Genomic DNA, 19,580 nt, shown 5'->3' with positions numbered 1-19,580 from the left:
TGTGCAACGCTCGCGCTGCGCGGTGCAGTGCGAAGTGATGGAGCTCTCTACGAGCGGGGTTCAGAACCCCCGTTCGCTCTGCGTTGTGCGATGAGGTGTGCAAGAAGATCGACCTGGGCGGGATCGGCAAGCGCGGAGCCGACCGCCACCATCGAAACGCCCGCGTCAAGGAAGGCCGCCGCGTTGGACGCGTCCATTCCTCCGGTCGCCACAAACTTCACCTGCGGGAACGGTCCGCGCAGTGTCGTGAACCAGGTGGCGCCGAGCACGCTGGCGGGGAACGCCTTGACCCAGGTACAGCCCAGGGCAAGGGCCCGCTGAATTTCGGATGCCGTTGCGACGCCGGGCAGGTGGGGAAGATTGATCCGGGCCGACTCTGCCACGACGGCCTCGTCCAGGCCTGGTGAGACGGTGAAGCCGACACCGGCAGCGCGGCTCGCCTCCAGTTGTTCGAGGGAGATGACGGTGCCGGACCCGACGACTTTGCCTCGCTCGCGGCCGGCAGCGACCACGGCACGCAGTGTGGGCAGGGCGTCACTGGTCTGGATGGGCACCTCGACCAGTTCGATGCCGAGGTCCCAGGCCCGGTGTGCCAGCGTGGTCGCGTGTGTGGGGGTCATGTTTCGGAAGATCGCCATGACGGGCGAACCGGCGAACAGGGTGTCGGTGGTGATGCTCACAGTGCGATTCCTTCGCTGACGAGGAGCGGCGAGGTTCGGTCGGGGGACACTGCGTCGACCCGCGGGCGGGTCAGGTGCAGGTCACGCCAGCTCCGCTCGTCGAGACGGGCCAGTGCCAGGAGCTCCGCGCGGGGCGGAAGCTGAGGCGTATCGCCGAGGCTTCTCAGAACGTGCGCGGCCATGACGTGGCCGAGGCGCAGGCAGCTCACCGGGTCCTCGTCGTCGAGCCAGGCAGAGAGGAAGCCCGCCGCGAACGCATCGCCGGCACCGATCGGCTCGACCACCTCGACGCGCAGTGCCGGAACGAAGTAGCTCTCGCTGCCGATGAAGCTCGTCGCTCCGATGTCGGAATCCTTGACGACCAGGAGCGGCGCATCCGCAAACAGCTCGCGAATCGCCTCGGCGGTCGCGGTGCCCCACAACGTCTCGGCTTCGTCGCGGCCCACGATCACGATGTCGGCTCCCCGAGCGAGCTCGAGCATGCGCGGGGCGGCGACCTCGGCAGACCAGAGCTGCGCGCGATGGTTGACATCGAAGCTGATCACGGTGTCGCCGCGCTCCCGGGTGAGCAGCAGCTCCCCCATCGCCGCGTCACAGCTGGGCGAGAGTGCCGGGGTGATTCCGGAGAGATGGCAGAGACGACGCGTCGACAACTCGAGGCCTGCAAAGTCGGCCAGGCTCAGCTGCGCCGCCGCCGAATCTGAACGATAGTAGTAGACCGAGCTCTCGCCGCTCGACCAATCCTTGAAGTAGATACCCGTACCATGGTCGGGATCGACGATCACGCGACGGGTGTCGACCCCGCGGTTGCCAAGGGACGACCGGATGCGTTCACCGAAGGGGTCGTCGCCGAGGCGACTGAACCACTCGACGTGGTGACCGAGATGCGCGATGCCCGTTGCGACGTTGGACTCGGCACCCGCGACGTAGAGGCGGGCGACGGCGCTCTCGCTCAGGCTGCCTTCGTCTGCACCGAGCATGACCATGGTCTCGCCCAGGCAGAGCGCGGCAGCGGTCGCGCTGTCACGCGCGCCGCTCGCCGGGGGCGAGCTCAGCGGTGGCATGGTCTGCATCGATCCTTCTCTCACAGCGTGCACTCAGTGCAGGGAGTGCGCTCCGGTGTTAGCCTCCGGCGCGTGTTGCATTATTTGCAACATGCGTTGCACGTTTCGTGGTGCAGCCCCACACTAGGGAGCCGAGAGCGAGAATGTCAAACCCAATTTGCAACATCCGCATAGACCGTTGCATATGTTGCACTGATAGCGACATTCCACTCGGTTTCCTCGAGTTGCACATGCTGCACTTCATTGTGCATATAGAGTGCTCGTATGTCGCAGACCATCAAGCGGGCCACTGAAATCATCGAGTTCATTTCCGAGTCGCCGCGCACGCTGGCCGAGATGGCCGCGCATTTCGAGGTTCACCGCTCGACGGTGTTTCGTCAGCTGCAGACCCTCGAACAGGCCGGCTTTCTCGTGCACCGGCCCGACGGCAGCTACCACATCGGACACCGCATGATCGCGATCGGGCAGGAAGCCCTCGACAAGATCGACCTGCGCCGCATCGCACATGACGAACTGCGCGAGCTGCAAAAGCGCGTGGGCAGCACGATTCACCTGGCCCAGTTGATCGACAACAGCGTCGTCTACGTCGACAAAATCGAAGACACCGCCGGGGTACGCATGTACTCGCGCATCGGCCGCTCGGTGCTGCCCCACTGCACCGGCGTCGGCAAGTCCATCCTGTCGATGCTGCCGGCCTCGCGCCGTGACGACATTCTCGCCGGAACCGACTGGACCGCACACACCCCCAATACCTTGACCACGCGGGAGGCTCTCGACGCTGAGGTGGACGAGATCGCCCGCACCGGATGGGGCGTCGATGACGGCGAGTTCGAGGATTTCATGAACTGCATCGCTGCCCCGGTGAGCGACTCAACCGGCACCATCCTGGGGGCGATTTCGATCAGTTCGATCCGAGTGGTCAACGATCTGGACGCCCTCAAGACACTCGTTCCCGCGCTTCTCGCCACAGCCCACCGCGTTTCCCAGCAGCTCGGCTAGCGTTCCGCGCACCCGTCATCACCTACCCCGCCACAACCGACAGGACACACATGCCCAAGCAGGCCATCCTTATTCCCAACGCGCCAACCCCGGCCGGCCCCTACAGCCACGGCGTCGTCGCCAACGGCTTCCTCTACACGGCCGGCTTCGGCCCGCAGGATCCCGCAACCGGCGAGGTCGTCGCGGGCGGCGTCGCCGAGCAGACCGCCCAGGTGCTGCGTAACATCGAGGCCGTCGTGACCGCGGCCGGCGCAACGATGGACGATGTGGTGAAAACCACGGCTCACCTCCAGCACCTCAAGCGCGATTTCGCCGCTTACAACGCGGCATACGCCGCGGTTTTCAGCGAGCCGTACCCGGTGCGCACCACCGTCGGCAGCGAGTTGTACGACATCCTCGTCGAGATCGATGTGGTCGTCGCTCTTCCCGCCGAATAGGCTCGGCCCGGATTCGTCGGGCCCGCCCGCCCCGCGCTCGCGCGCTCGGCGACGGGTCCGGCCGCCTGTAGAATAGGGCCATCCCACCCTCGAGCCCTGCGGAGTGCGCCATGCCGACCATCGTTGTTGAAGTTATGCCCAAGGCCGAACTGCTCGACCCGCAGGGCAAGGCCGTCGCCGGCGCCCTGGGTCGCCTCGGCAAATCCCAGTTCACCGGCGTGCGCGTCGGCAAACGTTTTGAGATCACCATCGACGGGCCGGCGGATGCCGCGGCTCTCGCCGATATTGCGCAGTTGGCCGACACCGTGCTGTCGAACTCTGTCATCGAAGATGTCGTCGGCATTCACGTCGTTGGCACCGCGGAGGCCGTGAACTAATGCGCATCGGCGTCGTCACCTTTCCCGGGTCGCTGGACGACCGCGATGCACAGCGCGCAATCCGCCTCGCCGGGGCCGAGCCTGTTGCACTGTGGCACGGCGACCACGACCTGCACGGCGTTGATGCGCTCGTGCTTCCCGGTGGATTCAGCTACGGCGATTACCTGCGCTGCGGCGCCATCGCAAGCCTGTCGCCGATCATGACCGAGGTCATCGACGCGGCGAACAAGGGTATGCCCGTGCTGGGAATCTGCAACGGCTTCCAGATGCTGGCCGAGGCACACCTGGTCGAGGGCGGCCTGATCCGTAACGACCACGGCGCTTTCATCTGCCGCGACCAGAAGCTGCGCGTCGAGAACAACACGACGGCGTGGACGAGCGACTTCGAAGCCGGAGCCGAGATCACCATCCCGTTGAAGAACGGTGAGGGTGGTTTCATCGCCTCCGCCGAGACCCTCGCCCGCCTCGAAGGCGAAGGCCAGGTCGTCTTCCGCTACCTCGACGTCAACCCCAACGGTTCGCTCAACGACATCGCCGGCGTCGCGAACGCGCGCGGCAACGTCGTCGGTCTGATGCCACACCCCGAGCACGCGGTGGAGCCGGGCTTTGGCCCTGACACCGCAGAGGCCATGCGCTCAGGCGTTGACGGCCTGGCGTTCTTCACCTCGGTGATTCAGCGCACGCTCATCGGCGCGTAGCACCACCCGGCCCACCATTCGAGTGCGGCCAGATCGCCGGTTTGGCTCGTCCGGACCAGCGATCTGGCCGCACTCGTTTGTGCTCAGCCGCAGGTGGTCGTGCGGTTGCTTGGCAGCCCGACGGCCACGGTGCCCGAGCCGACGAGGGTTGTGGTTCCATTCGACTGAACACGAGTCACGACAATCGTGTATCGGCCGGGCGAGAAGCTAGCGACGGGCATGTTGTCACGACCGAGCTGAACCGTCGTGTACCAGTCGCTCGCGTTTGTGCTGATGGCGACACCGTTCGCCGTCACCTGATATGTCGTCGCGTTGCTCTGGCCGACCGGCTTCGGGAAGGCGAGGGACGCATTCCAGCCGTCGGAGGTGCAGGCCAGCTGCACTGCACCGCTCGGCGGGGTGGCCGCCTGCGCCATGATCAAGCCGGTCGAGTTCAGTGAGAACGTCTGGGCCGGGTTGGTGCTGGCGCACGGCTGCTGTTGCAGCGCCGATCCATAGGACGATGAACCGTCGGTGGACAGGCACAGCCCGCTTCCGAGGTTGACGAACTGGTAGAGCCCGTTCGCCAACTTGACGGGCTTCCACTGTTGCGCGGGCGATCCGGCGGCAGCGGTCTGCAGCTGAACGCGGGCGGCGACGCTCGTCGCCGGGGCTGCAACGCCCCAGACCAGCGACGACGCGGCGAGGCCGTTCGAAACGGTGGTGTATCCGTTCGCAGTCGTAGTGAAGAGCCACGATTCGTTGGCCGTGCCGAGTTGACCGCACGAGGGGACTTGGAAGATGTCTGAGCCGTTGGCGGGATTCGACGGGGTCGCGCTGACACAGGCCTTGCTCTTCGTGTTCACGAGCTGGTACCACGTGCCCGTGTCAACGGGCACGACAGCGTCGGTGAAGGTCTGCACGAAGGAACTGCTCGTCGTGCTCGTCCAGCCCCCGCTCGTTGTGGTGGCCGTCAGCGTGACCGAAACCGAGCTTCCGCTGCTGACGGCGCTCGCCGAGGTGAGAGTCGTGCGCAGACACAGCACCGCGGATGCCTGTGCTGGCAGCGTTCCGGTCACGGCCGGCATCACGGCCAGCGTGCCGGAGACGGCCGACGTCGGGGTGGCCGCGGCGGTGCACGCTGCCTCGTTCGCCACCGGCCAGGCGATGAGCGCAATGTTTCGAGCGAGCGCGGCAGACGAGCCGCTGCCGAGTGTCAGCGCCGTGCGATAGTCGCCCGCCACCGTACCGGTGTTGGCGAGGGTGAGGCTCCCCGTCGTAGACAGCGCGCTGCCGGTGAAGGTCGTGGTGAGCGATGAGGTGGCGTTCGCGGTCGTGGCGAGGGATCCCGCTGCGATCGTGCTGGCGTCAACCCGCATCGACGCGGTCCAGGAGGCCAACGTTTCTCCGCCACCGAGCAGGAGTCCGACCACGACGGCACCGGCACCTGCGATGGCGATGACGGCCTTGGTGAGCCTGTTCATGATCCCCCCTCGGCGGTGTGTCGGCAACGATCAACCCTACAGGCAGCATCGGCCGGTTTCGAGTTCAACCTGCACCCTGCCCGTCTTTGCGCGCCCAACGATCGCTATGAGAGGCTGACCGGATGATTCACTCCGGCACTCATCGCTCGCCTCTCGTCCGCGCGACCTGCGTTGCCGCGCTGGCCGTCCTCCTCGGACTCTCCGCCTGCGCCGCCGACCCGGCCCCGGCACCTGCCGCTTCGACCCCGTCCTCGCCACCGGCTGCGAGCACCTCGGCGCCAGCCGCGCCCCCCGTCCCGACCCCGACCTCGAGCTTCACGCTCGGCCCCGGAGGCAGCTGCGATCCGCGCCAACTGTCGCTGTCACTTGAGCAACGTGGAATGGACAGCGGAATGGGCCACTTTTATTGGAACCTGGTCTTCACGAACTCGTCAAACGAACCGTGCAGCCTCGACGGCATCCCCTCCGTCGTCATGGCGGCCGCGTCAACCGGCGCCCCCCTCGGAAACGCGGCAGACCCCGCCGCCGCGCCGGGTGCCGGAAGCGTGCCCCTTGCGCCCGGCGCCTCGGCGTATAGCCTGCTGAGTTTTACCGCCGGCGGAGTGTACTTGTGCACGGCTCCGGTCGACGCGCTGCTGGTCACCGCGCCGAATTCCGACGCCGTTCCGGCCGTGGTGCCGGCACCAAACCCGATCGAGGGCTGCGACGACACCGAGCACACACTGTTCACCGTTGGCTCCCTCCTCGCGGTACCCGTCACGTTCTGATTTTCAGCACGATCGCGGCGACAGGCCCCATACTGTGCAGAACAGAACTGCAGCGTGTGTACCGCTCAATCAAAGGAGATTGCTCGTGTTCCTCAGCCCCTTCCCTGACGTCGACATCCCCTCTCTCAGTATTTACGACTACCTCTTCACAGGGCTGGCCGAGGACGACCTCGATCGAGTAGCCGTCATCGACGGCTCCAGTGGGGCGAGCATGACCTATCGCACTCTGATCGACCAGATCAATCGGGTCGCCGGCGCACTGGCTGCACGAGGGGTTGGACCGGGCACCGTCGTCGGGCTGCTCTGCCCGAATATTCCGGCCTTCACGAGCGTGTTTCACGGCATCCTGCGCACAGGCGCCACCGTGACGACCATCAACTCCCTCTACACCGCCGACGACATTGAGAATCAGCTCACCGATTCGGGGGCGACCTGGCTCTTCACCCTCTCGCCGCTGTACCCTGCGGCTCACGAGGCGGCCGTGGCCGTGGGCCTCGACGACGCACATATGTTCGTGCTCGACGGCGCCGGCGGTCATCTCTCGCTCGCCGATCTGCTGGGGGAGGATGCTCCGGCGCCCGTGGTCGAGATCGACCCAGCCACGCATATCGCCGTGCTCCCTTACTCATCGGGCACCACCGCGCGGCCGAAGGGCGTCATGCTCAGCCACCGCAATCTCGTCGCCAACGTCGAGCAAGCCCGCGGCCTTCTCACTGTCGTCGCCGATGACAGGCTGCTGGCCGTTCTGCCGTTCTTTCACATCTACGGCATGACCGTGCTGCTGAATCTCGCGTTCAAGCAGCGCTCCGCGCTCGTGACGATGCCCCGGTTCGACCTGACCGAATTTCTGCGCATCATGCAGGACCATGCCTGCAGTTATGTTTTCATTGCGCCCCCCATCGCGGTGGCGCTGGCGAAACATCCGCTCGTCGACGCGTTCGACCTCTCGAGCGTGCACACCATTCTGTCGGGCGCGGCACCGCTCGATGGCGCGTTGTCGGATGCCGTCGCCGCGCGTCTGGGATGCCGCATGCTGCAGGGTTACGGCATGACCGAGGCGAGCCCCGTCACGCAACTCATTCCACAGAACGCACTCGACGTCTCCCCCGATTCAGTCGGCTACACGATTCCCAATATGCAGTGCAAACTCATCTCCACCGCGACCGGCGCCGAGATCGACCTGCCGGCCGAGGGCATGAGCGAGCCCGGCGAACTGCTCGTGCGCGGACCGAACGTCATGCTCGGCTACCTGGGTAATGAGCAGGCGACGCACGAGGCGATCGATGCGGAGGGCTTTCTGCACACGGGCGACATCGCGACGGTAAGTGCGGAGGGCGTGGTGAAGATCGTCGACCGCAGCAAAGAACTCATCAAGTACAAGGGCTACCAGATTCCGCCCGCCGAACTCGAGGCGCTGCTCTTGACCCACCCGGCGGTGGCGGATGCCGCGGTGATTGGCGTTCTGGACGACGACGGCCAAGAGATTCCCAAGGCATTCCTTGTGGTGACGGTCAGCGGCGCGGTCACCGCCGAGGAGATCATGGCCTATGTGGCCGAGCACGTCTCGCCGCACAAGAAGGTGCGCCGGGTCGAGTTCATTGACGTGATCCCGAAATCGAGCTCGGGCAAGATTTTGCGAAAGGACCTGCGCGCCCGCGAAACCGCCTAACCCGGTTTCGCGGCGCACGTCGCGCCCTTCGCCCCCCGCCCGCGCCCGCGCCCCTCGCTGGTCGAGCCTGTCGAGACCCCGCACCCCACCCCCTCGAACCCCCGCCCCCGCTGGTCGAGCCTGTCGAAACCCCGCAACCCACCCCCTCGAACCCCCGCCCCCGCTGGTCGAGCCTGTCGAAACCCCGCAACCCACCCCCTCGAACTCGACGGTTCAAACTTTCGACCGATGCTAGCCCGGCCTGCGCCTGCGAAGATTGGTTAGTTCCCTTACCGATCCCTTTTCTCTGGAGTGATGCCCCTGTGTCTCCGCGTCTGTTCTACCGCACCGTCGCTATCGCCGAGGCGGTGACCTGGACCCTGTTGATCACTGGCATGCTCCTCAAATACGTCGGGAACGCCGGTGGCCTGCCCGTGCTGATCGCGGGCTCAATCCACGGTTTCGTCTTCATCACGTATGCACTCACCGCAGTGCTCGTCGGCGTCAACCAGCGCTGGAGTGTCAAGCGCATCGTCTTCGCGGTGTTCACGGCAATCGTGCCGTACGCAACGATTCCGTTCGACATCTGGCTCGACCGCAACCGTCAGCTTGAGGGAGTCTGGCGCAAGACCGCGACAGATGACCCGCGCGACCACACCTGGGTCTCGAAACTGTTGCGCTGGTTCCTGAACCACCCGGCGATTCTGATCGCCCTTTTCGTCGTCGGCATCATCGTCATCATGTCGGTGTTCCTGATCGTGGGCCCTCCCGGCGGCTGGAAGTAAGCATCCGCTGACCCCACCGCACCGGTGCCATCGCACCGTTGCCCCTCGTCGACAGCTCGCGAGAGTGCAGTTGTTGGTGCCTCAATCACATTGAGGACCCAACAACTGCACTCTCGCGTTCTTTAACGTCCGAGGGTCACATTCGCCGCCTTGGGGAGCTAGGTCCCTACCCCGCGGGTTGATGGCTCCGTAATCTCGGTTTAGTGCACACCATTACTGGGGGGACTTATCGCGCATCTGGCGGTCTTCGCGGAGGGCGCGGGGCTGCCCGGATGCCGCTGGCCCGCCGTCGCGCGACCAACTTGTCAGGGCACCACACTCATTGCCGCGTCGGCGAACCCGGGATCTCCCGGCCGCCGCGCACGGCTCACACTTTTCGCCCGGCCTGGGACGAAACGATCAACACTGGGAGTTATTGATATGCGCAACATTGTTCTGACCGGCGTCGCGGCGGCTGCTGCATTGACACTGGTCTCGGGCGGTCCGGCGTCCGCTGCGCCAACGGACACCACCACCACGACCACCACGCACAGCGTTACCGCGGCATCCGTTGCCGCGGTGAACCCGGACCTCAACCCGTTTGCCGGCGGGTTGGGCGAAACGAACACATATGCGGGTTCCATCGCGCCCGCTGGGGCGATCACATTTCCGTACGTGGTGTCGGACGGGGATTGGCAGGATACGGATGTCGACCCCTACGACAACAGCTACGTCGACAACCTGTTCTCGCTCCCGGCTGCACCAACGAATTGCACGCGCACGGTCTCAAGCTTCAGCTATTCGTACGACCTCAGAGCGGTTAACTCCTGGGCCTATGACGGAGTGGCGACCTACAGCGCGCTCTTCTCCGGCGCTGATGCGGATGCGGCGCCGCTGAGTGACGCGAGTGCCTCGACCGACGGAATCGGATGGCTCGAATTCCCCGAGGATTACCCCGGTTTGGTCTTCCACGGACTCACCTCACCGTACCCGGAGGTCATGCCGCTGGTCGGCAGCATCACGATGGAGTACCCGGCGCCGGTGGCGGCCGAAACCGCCCGCGGCTACGTCGCCTTCGGATATCCCGCCGTCTCTGCGTGGACGCTGACGGATGCCTCGTTCGTGGTGAATGACACCTGCACCAGTGCGGTTGATGTCCCGCCGGTCGCCGATCCTCCGGCCGTGAACGAGCCCGTCGTGCCTGCCGCGCCTGGCGCGGCCCCGGCGCCGCAGCTGGCAGAGACCGGTGCAGAAGCCGGAGTCATCGGTGGCGTTGCCACGCTCCTGCTCGGCATCGGTGCCACCAGCCTGCTGTTGGCCCGTCGTCGGGTGAACAGCTAAGTGTCGACGCTGAGCAGTCGGGTACTGACCGTCTGCTCAGCGCAGCCCGAGCAACGCCGGCAGGTCGGCGATGCTCGTGATGACCGCGTCGGCACCGGCATCCTCGAGGGCGTCCTCGTCGTGGGCCCCGCTCAACACCCCGACGACGAGTCCGGCACCGGCATTGACGCCCGAGAGCATGTCGCTCGCGGTGTCACCCACGACGACCATCGAGCGCACGCTGGTCGCCCCAGTGCGCAGCAACGCGGCCAACGGCAGGTCGGGGAAGGGGCGTCCCCGGCCGGCCTCGGCGGGCGACAGCGTCACGTCGGCGATCTCCTGCCAGCCCAGAGCGTCGAGGATGGCGCACTGCGTGGCGCGGGAGAACCCGGTGACCAGAGCCACCTTCACGCCCATCCCACGCAGCTCGCGCATGACCTCTTCGGCGCCCGGAATGGCCTCGACGCCGACCGTTGCGACGAGCTCCGAATAGGCCTGCTCGAATGCTTCGTTGGCGCGCACCGCGGCATCCTCGTCGCCGGTCAACGCCCGGAACACCTCGATTTTCGACTGTCCCATCGTGTCGCGCACATAGTCGAGCGCCTCGGCCCGCTTCTCGGCGGTGTCGGTCAGGCCGGTGCGGTCGGCCGCGAGTGCGAAGGCCTTCTCGACCAGCCCGTCGTCCTTCACCGTCGTGCCGGCCATGTCGAAGACGACAAGTTCGACGTCGATGGCCTCACCTTCGTCTTCGATCTCGAGGTCAATCTCGGCCTGCTGTGCGGTGACGATTCCATCAAAAGTGGTCATGATCTGCCTTTCGGGTGTGTGACGGGGTCGAGCGAAAACTGGTGTCGGTCGAAAATTCGGCGGAATCGAAGACTGCGGCGCTCACCCGTTCGGCAAGCCCCAGTCCGCAGGTCATGCCAATGCCGGTAGTCGCGGCCACGAGGCGCACGCCCGGCTCGGGTTCGTCGATCAGAAAATCGTTGGTGGCCGACGCATAGACGCCCTGCCACCGCTCCAGCACGCGCGGCCGGGCGATGCCGAAGAGCTCGGCCGTGATCCGCAGCAGCGCGTCGAAGCCCGCCTCATCCTGAAACGGCGTGATCGCCTCGCCACGGTAGTGGGTGTCCCCCACGATCAACGTCCCATCGGGCAACTGGGTGTACATCTGATTGAGGTCGAGTGCCGCCAGCTCAGGGTGTTCCCGGTGCAGCCGATCGCGTGGGGCGGATGCCGCGGGCGTGACCCCGAAAGCACCATAACGCGGCAGAGACCAGCCAGTCAGAAGCGGCGCGGCCAGCGGCATCCGCAGCTGCGCGTCGACGCGCAGCATGTCGAGTCCGCAGCGGCGGATGCCGCCGCGCTCGGCAACCTCGGGGTAGAGCTGATCGATGTCATGATTGACCGCCACGATGACCGTGCCGACGTCGAAGCCGCCACGCGTGGTCTCGATTCGGCCGGTGCGCACCCGGGTGACCGCTGTGCGGTACTGAAACTCGACGCCGCGGCCGGCCAGATAGCCGACGAGAGCCGCGGCCGCCTCACGCGGGTTCGCCTGCATGTCGTAGGGGAGGAAAGCCCCGCCCACCGTGCTGCCGAATGCCACCGGAACGCGCGCCTCTGCCTCGGCGGCGCTCAGCAGCTCGACCTCGGCCCGCTCGCCCAGGGTGCGCTCGGTGCGGGCTGCGGCGAGGTCGTTCAGCACCTGCAGTTCATCCAGATGGCGAGCGACGACGAACGTACCCGATTCACGCAACCAAATGCCGGAGTCCCGGGCCAGGCGTAACCAGACCTCGCGCGAGGCCAGGGCGAGTTCGCGGGCCAGTCCGGCCTGGGCGGTGAAACAGAGGTGACCGAAGTTGCGTATCGACGCTCCGTTGATCTCGGCAGACCTGTCAAAAACGATCACGCGCAGGCCACGGCGACTCGCCGCGAGCGCATGGCCGAGACCGACGATGCCGGAGCCGACGATCGCCACGTCGTAGTTTTCGACGGCGCGGTTCGGTGCGGCGCGGTTCGGTGCGGCGCCGTTCGGTGCGGCGTGGTTCGCTACGGCACTCAACGGAACACCCGGCGCATCCAGATGGCCAGCCCTTCCACGCTTAGAACGGTCACGAGGATCATCAGCACGATGGCCATCACCAGGTCATACTTCGAGCCCTGCCCGGCGTTCAGCAGATAATAACCCACTCCCCCACCGCCGACGAGGCCGAGAATCGTTGCCGCCCGAACATTCGTGTCGAGCATGTAGAAACCATGTGCGATCAGCGCCTTCATTCCCTGCGGAAGTGTCGCCGAGGCGTACACCTGCGTGCGGGATGCTCCGGTTGCGATCAGCGCTCGCTCGGGCCCCGCCTTCACCTCCTCGAACGAATCGGCCACGAGCTTTCCGAGCAACCCGATGCCGCCGAAGGCGAGGGCGATGGTTCCGGCCTGCATGCCGAGGCCCGTGATGACGATGAGCACAATCGCGAGGATGATCTCGGGGATTCCCCGGATGATCACCAACAGCAGGCGCATCGACGCGTGAACCGTGCGGCTCGGCGCCACGTTCCGGGCGGCCAGCGAACCGATCACGAGCGAGAAGACCAGGGTGAGCAGCGTCGCGGCGAGCGCGATGGCGATGGTCTGCCCCATCGCCCCGATCATGATGGACGCGGAGTAGCTTCCAAAACTCGGCGGCCAGAATGAGCCGGCGATCCGAGGGATGTAACCCCAGACCGTCACAAAGTCACCCCAGTGAATGTTGCAGACGAGCACACCGGCCACGATAACCGCGACCGCGACCCCGCCCCAGACGGTGTTCGTGACGCGCCGAACGTTCCACGGGCGGCGGAGCATCGCGGCGAGGTCGCTGGGCCTCGCGGGGTCGGAGGCTGTGACGATGGTGTCGGCGGCAGCGTTGGCAGTGCCGGTGGCCTTATTCGCGCGTTGTCGGCTGACGCGTGCGCCGCGGCGGTTCAGTGCGCGCAGCATCCGGTCGCCGAGGCCCCGCCCGGTGGGCTGCCTGCCGAGCATTGTCTGGCGCAGCACACTCGAGATGACCTCCATGAGCACGCAGAGCGCGAAGATGACGAGCGCGACGCCGAGGCCGAGCGAATAGTTCAGCGATTTGAACGCGTGCGACATCTCCTGGCCGAGGCCGACAACGCCCACATATCCGAGGATGACCGACCCTCGCAGGTTGATGTCGTTACGGTGCAGCACCGTCGCCAGCCACGACGGCAGCACCTGCGGAAGCACGCCCCCGGTGAATTCCTGCAGCCGCGACCCACCGACCGCGCGGATCGCCAAGCGCGGCCCCTCGTCGATCTGCTCGATGGCATCCGCGAACATCTTCGAGATCATGCCGATCGAGTGGATGCCGATGGCCAGAATTCCGGGCAGTGATCCGAGAGAGAACATCAGCACGAACACCATGGCCAGCACCACATCGGGCACCGCGCGGGTGACGACGCCGAAGAATCGGCCTGCCGCTCGCCAGCCGGACCCCGGCGTGGTGTTAGACGCCGAGAGGATGGCGATCGGCACCGAGAGCACGGCGGCCAACAGCGTCCCGGTGAGCACGAGCCCCACCGTCAACGCGGTCAGGTAGAGCAGTTTTCCCGGCTCGGGGAAGCTCAGCGGGCCGATTCGGTCGAAAAAGCGGCCGGCGTTCGCGGCGCTCTCCACCATTTGAGGGATCGAAATCTTGGTCGCGCCGAGCGAAACGGCAGCGGCGGCAAGCAGGGCGACGATGGTGAGTCCCGCGGCGACCCGCTCCGGCGAGATACGGCGGCGGGGCAGCCGGTGAAGCAGGCCAGCCGCGATGCCGGGCGCAAGAACACTCATCGCAGCGACGACCCCGTGGCGAAAACGGCGCCGATTTCCGCCACGAGGTCTGGGTCGATCTCGGCCGATTGCAACTCGGCCGGCTTCAGCTCGGCCGGCTTCAGCTCGGCATGAATCGCTTCGAGTTCGACTGTCGTGGTGGCAACCCGGCCGTAGATCTCCATCACCTCGGCCTTCGACAGGTTTGTCGTGGGGGTGTCGAGCACGACCTGACCGTGTCGGAGGCCCACGATACGGTCTCCCCATGAGAGCGCGAGATCCACCTGGTGCAGGCTGCAGACAACCGTGAGGTTCGACTCTGCGGCGATCTGCCTGATCAGCGCCATCACCTGTGCGCTCGACTCGGGGTCGAGCGAGGCAACGGGTTCGTCGGCGAGCAGAATCTCGGGGTCTTGCATCAGAGCCCGGGCGATGGCCACGCGCTGTTGTTGTCCACCCGAAAGCGTGTCGGCGCGCTGATAGGAGCGTTCCAGCAAACCCACCCGATCGAGGTGGCCGAGAGCGGCAAGTTTGAGCGCCGACGAGTAGCTCCAGAGCCCGAGTCTCGGGCCGCGGAGGCGTCCGAGTGCGCCGGTCAGCACGTTTTCGAGCACCGTGAGCGAGGGCACGAGTTCGAACTGTTGAAAGACGAACCCGACCCGACCGCGCAATGCGCGAAGGCGCCGTCCCGTGAGGGACGACACCTCCTCGCCGAGCACGGTGACCGACCCGTTCGTAGGCACCTCGAGTCCGTCGAGGTGCCGCAACAGGGTCGACTTACCGGAACCGGACAGGCCGAGCAACACCACGATCTCACCGGCGTCCACCGTGAGGCTCGCGCCTGCCAGTGCGGTGGTTTCACCGAAGGTCTTGGTGACATGCGTCACGTCGATGATCGGGTTGCTGCTCATGATCTCTCCACTTTCACGGTCACGCTGTCAACGCGGGGTACTGCAGGGGACTAGCTCTGGCACTGAGCCGCGTTGGTCTTGGCGCAGATGTCGCGAATGGTGTCGTAATAAGCGTCGTCGACCGGTTCCGTGGCGAAGAAGACGCTGCGGAAGGCATCCGTGTCGGCGCTTGTGATGCCGGCCGTGATGATCTGGTCGATGGTGACCTGGCCGAGCACGTCGGTGAGCTGCGTCTGCAGCTCGGCGGGCAGCGTAGTCGACATCACGATCGGGGCGCCGGGCACCTTGGTTTCGGCGATGACCTTCACCGTGTCGCTCTTGGCGACCTCGCTGTCTTCGGCGAAGCCGGCGTCGCACTCCTTGCCGTCGCCGACCTTCTGCACGCTGACGTCGTGCTTGCCCGCGAACACCGGGGTGATGTCCTGCTCCGGATCGATGCCCGTGGCGAGCAGGTTGTAACTCGGGAAGAGGTAACCCGAGGTCGACGACGGGTCAACGAAGCAGACCTTCTTGCCCTTCATGTCGGCGATGCTGGCGATGCTGCTGCCCACCGGCACGATGGCCTGTGAGAAGTAGCCGGGTTCCTCGCCCTCTGCGGTGACGATCGACGAGATCGGTGTGAGCTTCGCGCCATTGTTGGTCGCCGTTACATATGTGAAGCCCGAGAAGGAGGCGACGTCGATCTTGCCGGCGATCGATGCTTCGATCAATGCCGCGTAGTCGGTGGACTCGTGGTACTCCACGGTCTTGCCCGTTTGCTGTTCGATGTAGTCCATCAGCGGCTGATAGTTGGTCTCGGTGTCAACCGAGTCCGGCACGACACCGAAGACGAGTGTGTTCGAATCCACGGCGAAACTGCCGGTGGCTCCGTCTCCGGCGGCGGCCGAGCTTGACTCCGCGCTTGCGGCGCACGATGCCAAACCGGCGGTGAGGAGCATCGCCGCCCCGGCGGCGAGCACTGTCGTAATGCTGAGCTTCATAGGATGCCTTTCACGCTGCGGTAAACAAGGGAACGACTGCTGTGTTCGCTTGGCAACGCTAGGCAGAGCGCACCAACCTCAGCCGACTCCCCGGTTACCGGCGCGTGAACGTTGGCGATGTCAGTCAGGCGTGCGCTTGGCCTGACCGGCTGGTTGGGCTAGCTGTACTCGGATGTCGATCCGGCCGCCGTTGACTCTCGACGCGGACCCCGAGAGTTCTAGATCTGAACCGGAGCCCAGCCGGCATCCGTCATCGGCTCAGCCGGTCGAGACGGGTTGAGCGCAGACTCGGGCCAGAACAGGCGCAGAATGCTGTCGGGCAGATCGTACCGGCGCTCCTGTCGTGGGTCGTCGAAGGTGTCGTTCTCGGCGTCGAGCGCCAAGACATCGTCATGCAGGTGCTCCATGGTGAGATCGAGTCGGCTCGCGGTTTCTGCCGCATCGCGGAGTTTGTCGAGTAACGCCTGCGGAACCGCGCCGTCGTACTTGTAGTAGATCTTGTGCTCCAGGCTCGCCCAGAAGTCCATCGCGATAGTGCGGATCTGCACCTCCACCTTCACCAGGTGTGTGGTGGCCGAGAGAAAAACCGGCACTTCCACGATCATGTGCAGGCTTTGGTACCCGTTCGCCTTGGGCGCTTTGATGTAGTCGCGCACCTCGACGACGCTCACGTCATGCTGGGCGGCCAGCATCTCATAGACGCGATAGGTGTCAGAAATGAAACTGCACGTGATCCGGATGCCGGCGATGTCATGCAGCCGAGCGGCAAGGTCGTCGATCGACTCCGTTGCCCCCTTGCGCACGGCCTTCTTCAGAATGCTCTCCGGGCTCTTCAACCGAGATTCGACATGCTCGATCGGCGTGTAGGCGTGGAGGTGGGCGAATTCTTCCTTGAGAATGTTGATTTTCGTCATCATCTCGTCGATGCCGAACTTGTAACGGAGCATAAGCCCTTCAAATTCCTGACGTACCCTGACGAGTTCTTCAAGATCCGGGGGAACATGGCTGTCGGCGCTTTCGTGCATGAGTTAACCCTTCCATCGCAAGCTGTCCTTTCCCTTATAACCAATCACCCACCGGGTCCGCCGCCCCTTCCCCGCCGGCTCCGCCTCCGCCTCCGCCTCCGCGAGAGTGCAGTTGTTGTTGCTTCGGCGCGCGCGAGGCAACAACAACTGCACTCTCGCGCGGGGTGAGGGTCGAGATCGGGCCCGGCCGTGCGGCATCCGTCTGGCGGTAGAATGTCAAGTGCATTCCCGCCACTTTCAAGGAGCCATGCCGCGTGACCGTAGCCGTCCGACCCGCAGCCGACACCGTATCCAACGCGATCGCCACGCCTGAGAAAGAGCAGCCGTACGATGCTCTCGGCCTCAAGTCCGACGAGTACGCGATGATCCGCGAAATTCTGGGCCGCCGCCCCACGAGCGGCGAACTCGCCATGTACTCGGTGATGTGGAGCGAGCACTGCTCCTACAAGAGCTCGAAGAACTATCTGCGCCAATTCGGCCAGAAGGTCACTCCGGCCATGAAGAAGAACCTGATGGTCGGCATGGGCGAGAACGCCGGCGTTCTCGACGTGGGCGAGGGCTGGGCCGTCACCTTCAAGATCGAAAGCCACAACCACCCCTCTTACATTGAGCCGTTCCAGGGCGCCGCAACCGGCGTCGGCGGCATCGTGCGCGACATTATCTCGATGGGCGCCCGTCCGGTCGCGGTGATGGATGCCCTGCGCTTCGGCGCCATCGACCATCCCGACACCGCACGCGTCGTACACGGCGTCGTCGCCGGCATCTCGGCGTACGGCAACTGTCTCGGCCTGCCCAACATCGGCGGCGAGACGGTCTTCGACTCGGTCTACCAGGCCAACCCCCTCGTCAACGCCCTCTCGGTGGGCGTACTGCGCCACGAAGATCTGCACCTGGCCAACGCCACGGGTGCCGGCAACAAGGTCGTTCTCTTCGGTGCGCGCACGGGCGGCGACGGTATCGGCGGCGCCTCCATTCTGGCCTCCGACACCTTCAGTGATGGTGGCCCGACCAAGCGTCCGGCCGTGCAGGTCGGCGACCCGTTCGCCGAAAAGGTGCTGATCGAGTGCTGTCTCGAGCTTTACCGCGAGAAGCTCGTCGAGGGCATTCAAGACCTCGGTGCCGCCGGCATCTCCTGCGCAACGAGCGAGCTGGCCTCCAACGGCGACGGCGGCATGTTCATCGAACTTGAAAAGGTGCTGCTGCGCGACCCCACGCTCACCGCCGAAGAGATCCTGATGTCCGAAAGCCAGGAGCGCATGATGGCCATCGTGACGCCCGAGAAGCTTGACGGCTTCCTCGCCGTGACCGACAAGTGGGACGTCGAGACCAGTGTGCTCGGTGAGGTCACTGACTCCGGCCGCCTGATCATCAACTGGCACGGCGAAGAGATCGTCAACGTCGACCCGCGCACCGTCGCCGTCGACGGGCCAGTTTACGACCGTCCGGTCGCCTACCCCACCTGGATCGACGCGCTGCAGGCCGACTCGGCATCCGCTCTTCCCCGCGCCACCGACGCCGAGACTCTGCGCGAGCAGTTCCTTGCCCTGCTCGGCTCACCGAACCTGGCCGACCCGAGTTGGATCACCGACCAGTACGACCACTATGTGATGGGCAACACGGCGCTGTCGTTCCCCGACGACGGCGGCATGATTCGCATCGACGAAGAGTCGGGTCTCGGCTTCGCCGTCGCGACAGATGCCAACGGTCGCTACTGCCAGCTCGACCCGTACCGCGGTGCGCAGTTGGCCCTGGCCGAGGCCTACCGCAACGTCGCAGCGACCGGCGCCGTGCCCGTCGGCATCAGCGACTGCCTGAACTTCGGTTCACCCGAGAACCCCGAGGTCATGTGGCAGTTCAGCCAGACCGTCGAGGGTCTCTCCGACGGATGCCTCGCGCTTGAGATCCCCGTCACGGGCGGTAACGTCTCCTTCTACAACCAGACCGGTGACGTGCCGATCCACCCGACGCCGGTGATCGCCGTGCTCGGCGTGATCGACGACGTCGCACGGCGCGTGCCGAGTGGCTGGCAGGACGACGGACACAACATCTACCTGCTCGGCATCACGCGCGAAGAGCTCGACGGATCGGCCTGGGCCGGCGTCGTGCACGACCACCTCGGTGGCCGTCCGCCGGTGGTCGACCTCGCGGGTGAGGCCACGCTGGCCGGCCTGTTGCATTCGGCCAGCCAGGGTTCGCTCATCGACAGCGCGCACGACCTCAGCGAGGGCGGCCTGGCCCAGACCCTCGCCGAATCGGTGATGCGCTTCGGCGTTGGCGCCCGCGTCTGGCTCGGCGACATCTGTGAGCGCGACGGTATCGACGCGGCGACCGCCCTCTTCTCGGAGTCGGCCGGCCGGGTCATCGTGTCGGTGCCGCGTGAAGACGACGTGAAGTTCCTCGGCCTCTGCGAAGGACGCAACTACCCGGTGCTGCGCATCGGAGTCACGGATGCCACGGCGCCGGGCCTCGAGATCCAGGACCAGTTCACGATCACTCTCGATGACCTGCGCGCCCGTCACCGCGGCACGCTGCCGGCGCACTTCGGCCCGACGGTCGGCGCCTAACGGCCCGTCCGCATCCCCATGGATGGCCGCTCACCGTTGGGTGGGCGGCCATTTCACTTTCCCGCGCGGG

The 19,580-nt window shown here is 65.6% G+C and carries 18 protein-coding genes; 9 read left to right on the top strand and 9 right to left on the bottom strand.

What is annotated here, in order from left to right; all coding sequences use genetic code 11:
- Nucleotides 1-47: 47 nt before the first annotated feature.
- Entirely contained in the window at nucleotides 48-680 is a 633-nt protein-coding gene (locus HNR05_RS15250) for a bifunctional 4-hydroxy-2-oxoglutarate aldolase/2-dehydro-3-deoxy-phosphogluconate aldolase (protein ID WP_343062624.1), read from the bottom strand.
- Nucleotides 677-1,753, bottom strand: coding sequence for a sugar kinase (locus tag HNR05_RS15245; protein ID WP_218868914.1), 1,077 nt, complete (start codon nucleotides 1,751-1,753; stop codon nucleotides 677-679). Before HNR05_RS15245 ends, HNR05_RS15250 begins: the two co-directional genes overlap by 4 nt.
- Before the next feature lie 255 nt (nucleotides 1,754-2,008).
- Here HNR05_RS15245 and HNR05_RS15240 point away from each other — a divergent pair, with 255 nt between their 5' ends.
- From HNR05_RS15240 to purQ, 4 genes are all read left to right on the top strand, one after another.
- Complete coding sequence (locus HNR05_RS15240) at nucleotides 2,009-2,743, top strand: IclR family transcriptional regulator (RefSeq protein ID WP_179579914.1); 735 nt, start codon at nucleotides 2,009-2,011, stop codon at nucleotides 2,741-2,743.
- A gap of 50 nt (nucleotides 2,744-2,793) precedes the next feature.
- Nucleotides 2,794-3,180: a RidA family protein gene (locus HNR05_RS15235; protein ID WP_179579913.1), complete on the top strand. Its 387-nt coding sequence runs from the start codon at nucleotides 2,794-2,796 to the stop codon at nucleotides 3,178-3,180.
- Between the two features lie 110 nt (nucleotides 3,181-3,290).
- Nucleotides 3,291-3,557 carry a phosphoribosylformylglycinamidine synthase subunit PurS gene (purS, locus tag HNR05_RS15230; protein ID WP_179579912.1) on the top strand — a complete coding sequence of 89 codons (267 nt, stop codon included), beginning with the start codon at nucleotides 3,291-3,293 and terminating at the stop codon, nucleotides 3,555-3,557.
- Nucleotides 3,557-4,255 (top strand): phosphoribosylformylglycinamidine synthase subunit PurQ, encoded by a 699-nt coding sequence (gene purQ, locus HNR05_RS15225; protein WP_179579911.1) that lies wholly within the window; start codon nucleotides 3,557-3,559, stop codon nucleotides 4,253-4,255. The genes purS and purQ overlap by 1 nt, the downstream gene beginning before the upstream one ends.
- A gap of 83 nt (nucleotides 4,256-4,338) precedes the next feature.
- Here the strand turns inward: purQ and HNR05_RS15220 are convergent, their stop codons facing one another.
- The gene (locus HNR05_RS15220; RefSeq protein ID WP_179579910.1) at nucleotides 4,339-5,718 is read right to left on the bottom strand and encodes an RICIN domain-containing protein; all 1,380 of its coding nucleotides are present in this window, start codon (nucleotides 5,716-5,718) and stop codon (nucleotides 4,339-4,341) included.
- Nucleotides 5,719-5,840: 122 nt separating this feature from the next.
- Between HNR05_RS15220 and HNR05_RS17825 the strand changes: the two genes are divergently transcribed.
- From HNR05_RS17825 to HNR05_RS15200, 4 genes are all read left to right on the top strand, one after another.
- On the top strand, nucleotides 5,841-6,485 hold the full coding sequence (locus tag HNR05_RS17825; RefSeq protein ID WP_179579909.1) for a DUF4232 domain-containing protein: 645 nt from the start codon (nucleotides 5,841-5,843) through the stop codon (nucleotides 6,483-6,485).
- An 85-nt stretch (nucleotides 6,486-6,570) separates the two neighbouring features.
- A complete protein-coding gene (locus HNR05_RS15210; protein ID WP_179579908.1) occupies nucleotides 6,571-8,154 on the top strand; it encodes an AMP-binding protein in 1,584 nt (527 codons plus the stop codon).
- Nucleotides 8,155-8,456: 302 nt separating this feature from the next.
- A complete protein-coding gene (locus HNR05_RS15205; RefSeq protein WP_179579907.1) occupies nucleotides 8,457-8,918 on the top strand; it encodes a DUF3817 domain-containing protein in 462 nt (153 codons plus the stop codon).
- Between the two features lie 420 nt (nucleotides 8,919-9,338).
- Entirely contained in the window at nucleotides 9,339-10,238 is a 900-nt protein-coding gene (locus HNR05_RS15200; RefSeq protein WP_179579906.1) for a hypothetical protein, read from the top strand.
- A 36-nt stretch (nucleotides 10,239-10,274) separates the two neighbouring features.
- Here HNR05_RS15200 and HNR05_RS15195 read toward each other — a convergent pair whose 3' ends face one another.
- The 6 genes from HNR05_RS15195 to HNR05_RS15170 all read right to left on the bottom strand — a co-directional run bounded on the left by HNR05_RS15195 (nucleotide 10,275) and on the right by HNR05_RS15170 (nucleotide 16,946).
- On the bottom strand, nucleotides 10,275-11,024 hold the full coding sequence (locus HNR05_RS15195) for a phosphonatase-like hydrolase (RefSeq protein WP_179579905.1): 750 nt from the start codon (nucleotides 11,022-11,024) through the stop codon (nucleotides 10,275-10,277).
- A complete protein-coding gene (locus HNR05_RS15190; protein WP_218868912.1) occupies nucleotides 11,011-12,282 on the bottom strand; it encodes a TIGR03364 family FAD-dependent oxidoreductase in 1,272 nt (423 codons plus the stop codon). Before HNR05_RS15190 ends, HNR05_RS15195 begins: the two co-directional genes overlap by 14 nt.
- Nucleotides 12,279-14,051, bottom strand: a complete 1,773-nt coding sequence (locus tag HNR05_RS15185; protein ID WP_179579904.1) for a PhnE/PtxC family ABC transporter permease — start codon at nucleotides 14,049-14,051, stop codon at nucleotides 12,279-12,281. Before HNR05_RS15185 ends, HNR05_RS15190 begins: the two co-directional genes overlap by 4 nt.
- Nucleotides 14,048-14,941, bottom strand: a complete 894-nt coding sequence (gene phnC / locus HNR05_RS15180; RefSeq protein ID WP_179579903.1) for a phosphonate ABC transporter ATP-binding protein — start codon at nucleotides 14,939-14,941, stop codon at nucleotides 14,048-14,050. Before phnC ends, HNR05_RS15185 begins: the two co-directional genes overlap by 4 nt.
- 50 nt (nucleotides 14,942-14,991) lie before the next feature.
- Nucleotides 14,992-15,921 carry a phosphate/phosphite/phosphonate ABC transporter substrate-binding protein gene (locus HNR05_RS15175; RefSeq protein WP_179579902.1) on the bottom strand — a complete coding sequence of 310 codons (930 nt, stop codon included), beginning with the start codon at nucleotides 15,919-15,921 and terminating at the stop codon, nucleotides 14,992-14,994.
- A 218-nt stretch (nucleotides 15,922-16,139) separates the two neighbouring features.
- Nucleotides 16,140-16,946, bottom strand: coding sequence for a GTP pyrophosphokinase (locus HNR05_RS15170; protein ID WP_179579901.1), 807 nt, complete (start codon nucleotides 16,944-16,946; stop codon nucleotides 16,140-16,142).
- Nucleotides 16,947-17,200: 254 nt separating this feature from the next.
- Here HNR05_RS15170 and purL point away from each other — a divergent pair, with 254 nt between their 5' ends.
- Nucleotides 17,201-19,510 (top strand): phosphoribosylformylglycinamidine synthase subunit PurL, encoded by a 2,310-nt coding sequence (gene purL, locus HNR05_RS15165; protein WP_179579900.1) that lies wholly within the window; start codon nucleotides 17,201-17,203, stop codon nucleotides 19,508-19,510.
- Nucleotides 19,511-19,580 lie beyond the last annotated feature (70 nt).

Origin of the sequence: Leifsonia psychrotolerans (assembly GCF_013410665.1) — a bacterium.
In the GTDB taxonomy this organism is placed as follows: domain Bacteria; phylum Actinomycetota; class Actinomycetes; order Actinomycetales; family Microbacteriaceae; genus Cryobacterium; species Cryobacterium psychrotolerans_A.
Note: the sequence above shows the minus strand (reverse complement) of the source record. Positions and strands in the feature narration are given on the sequence as shown.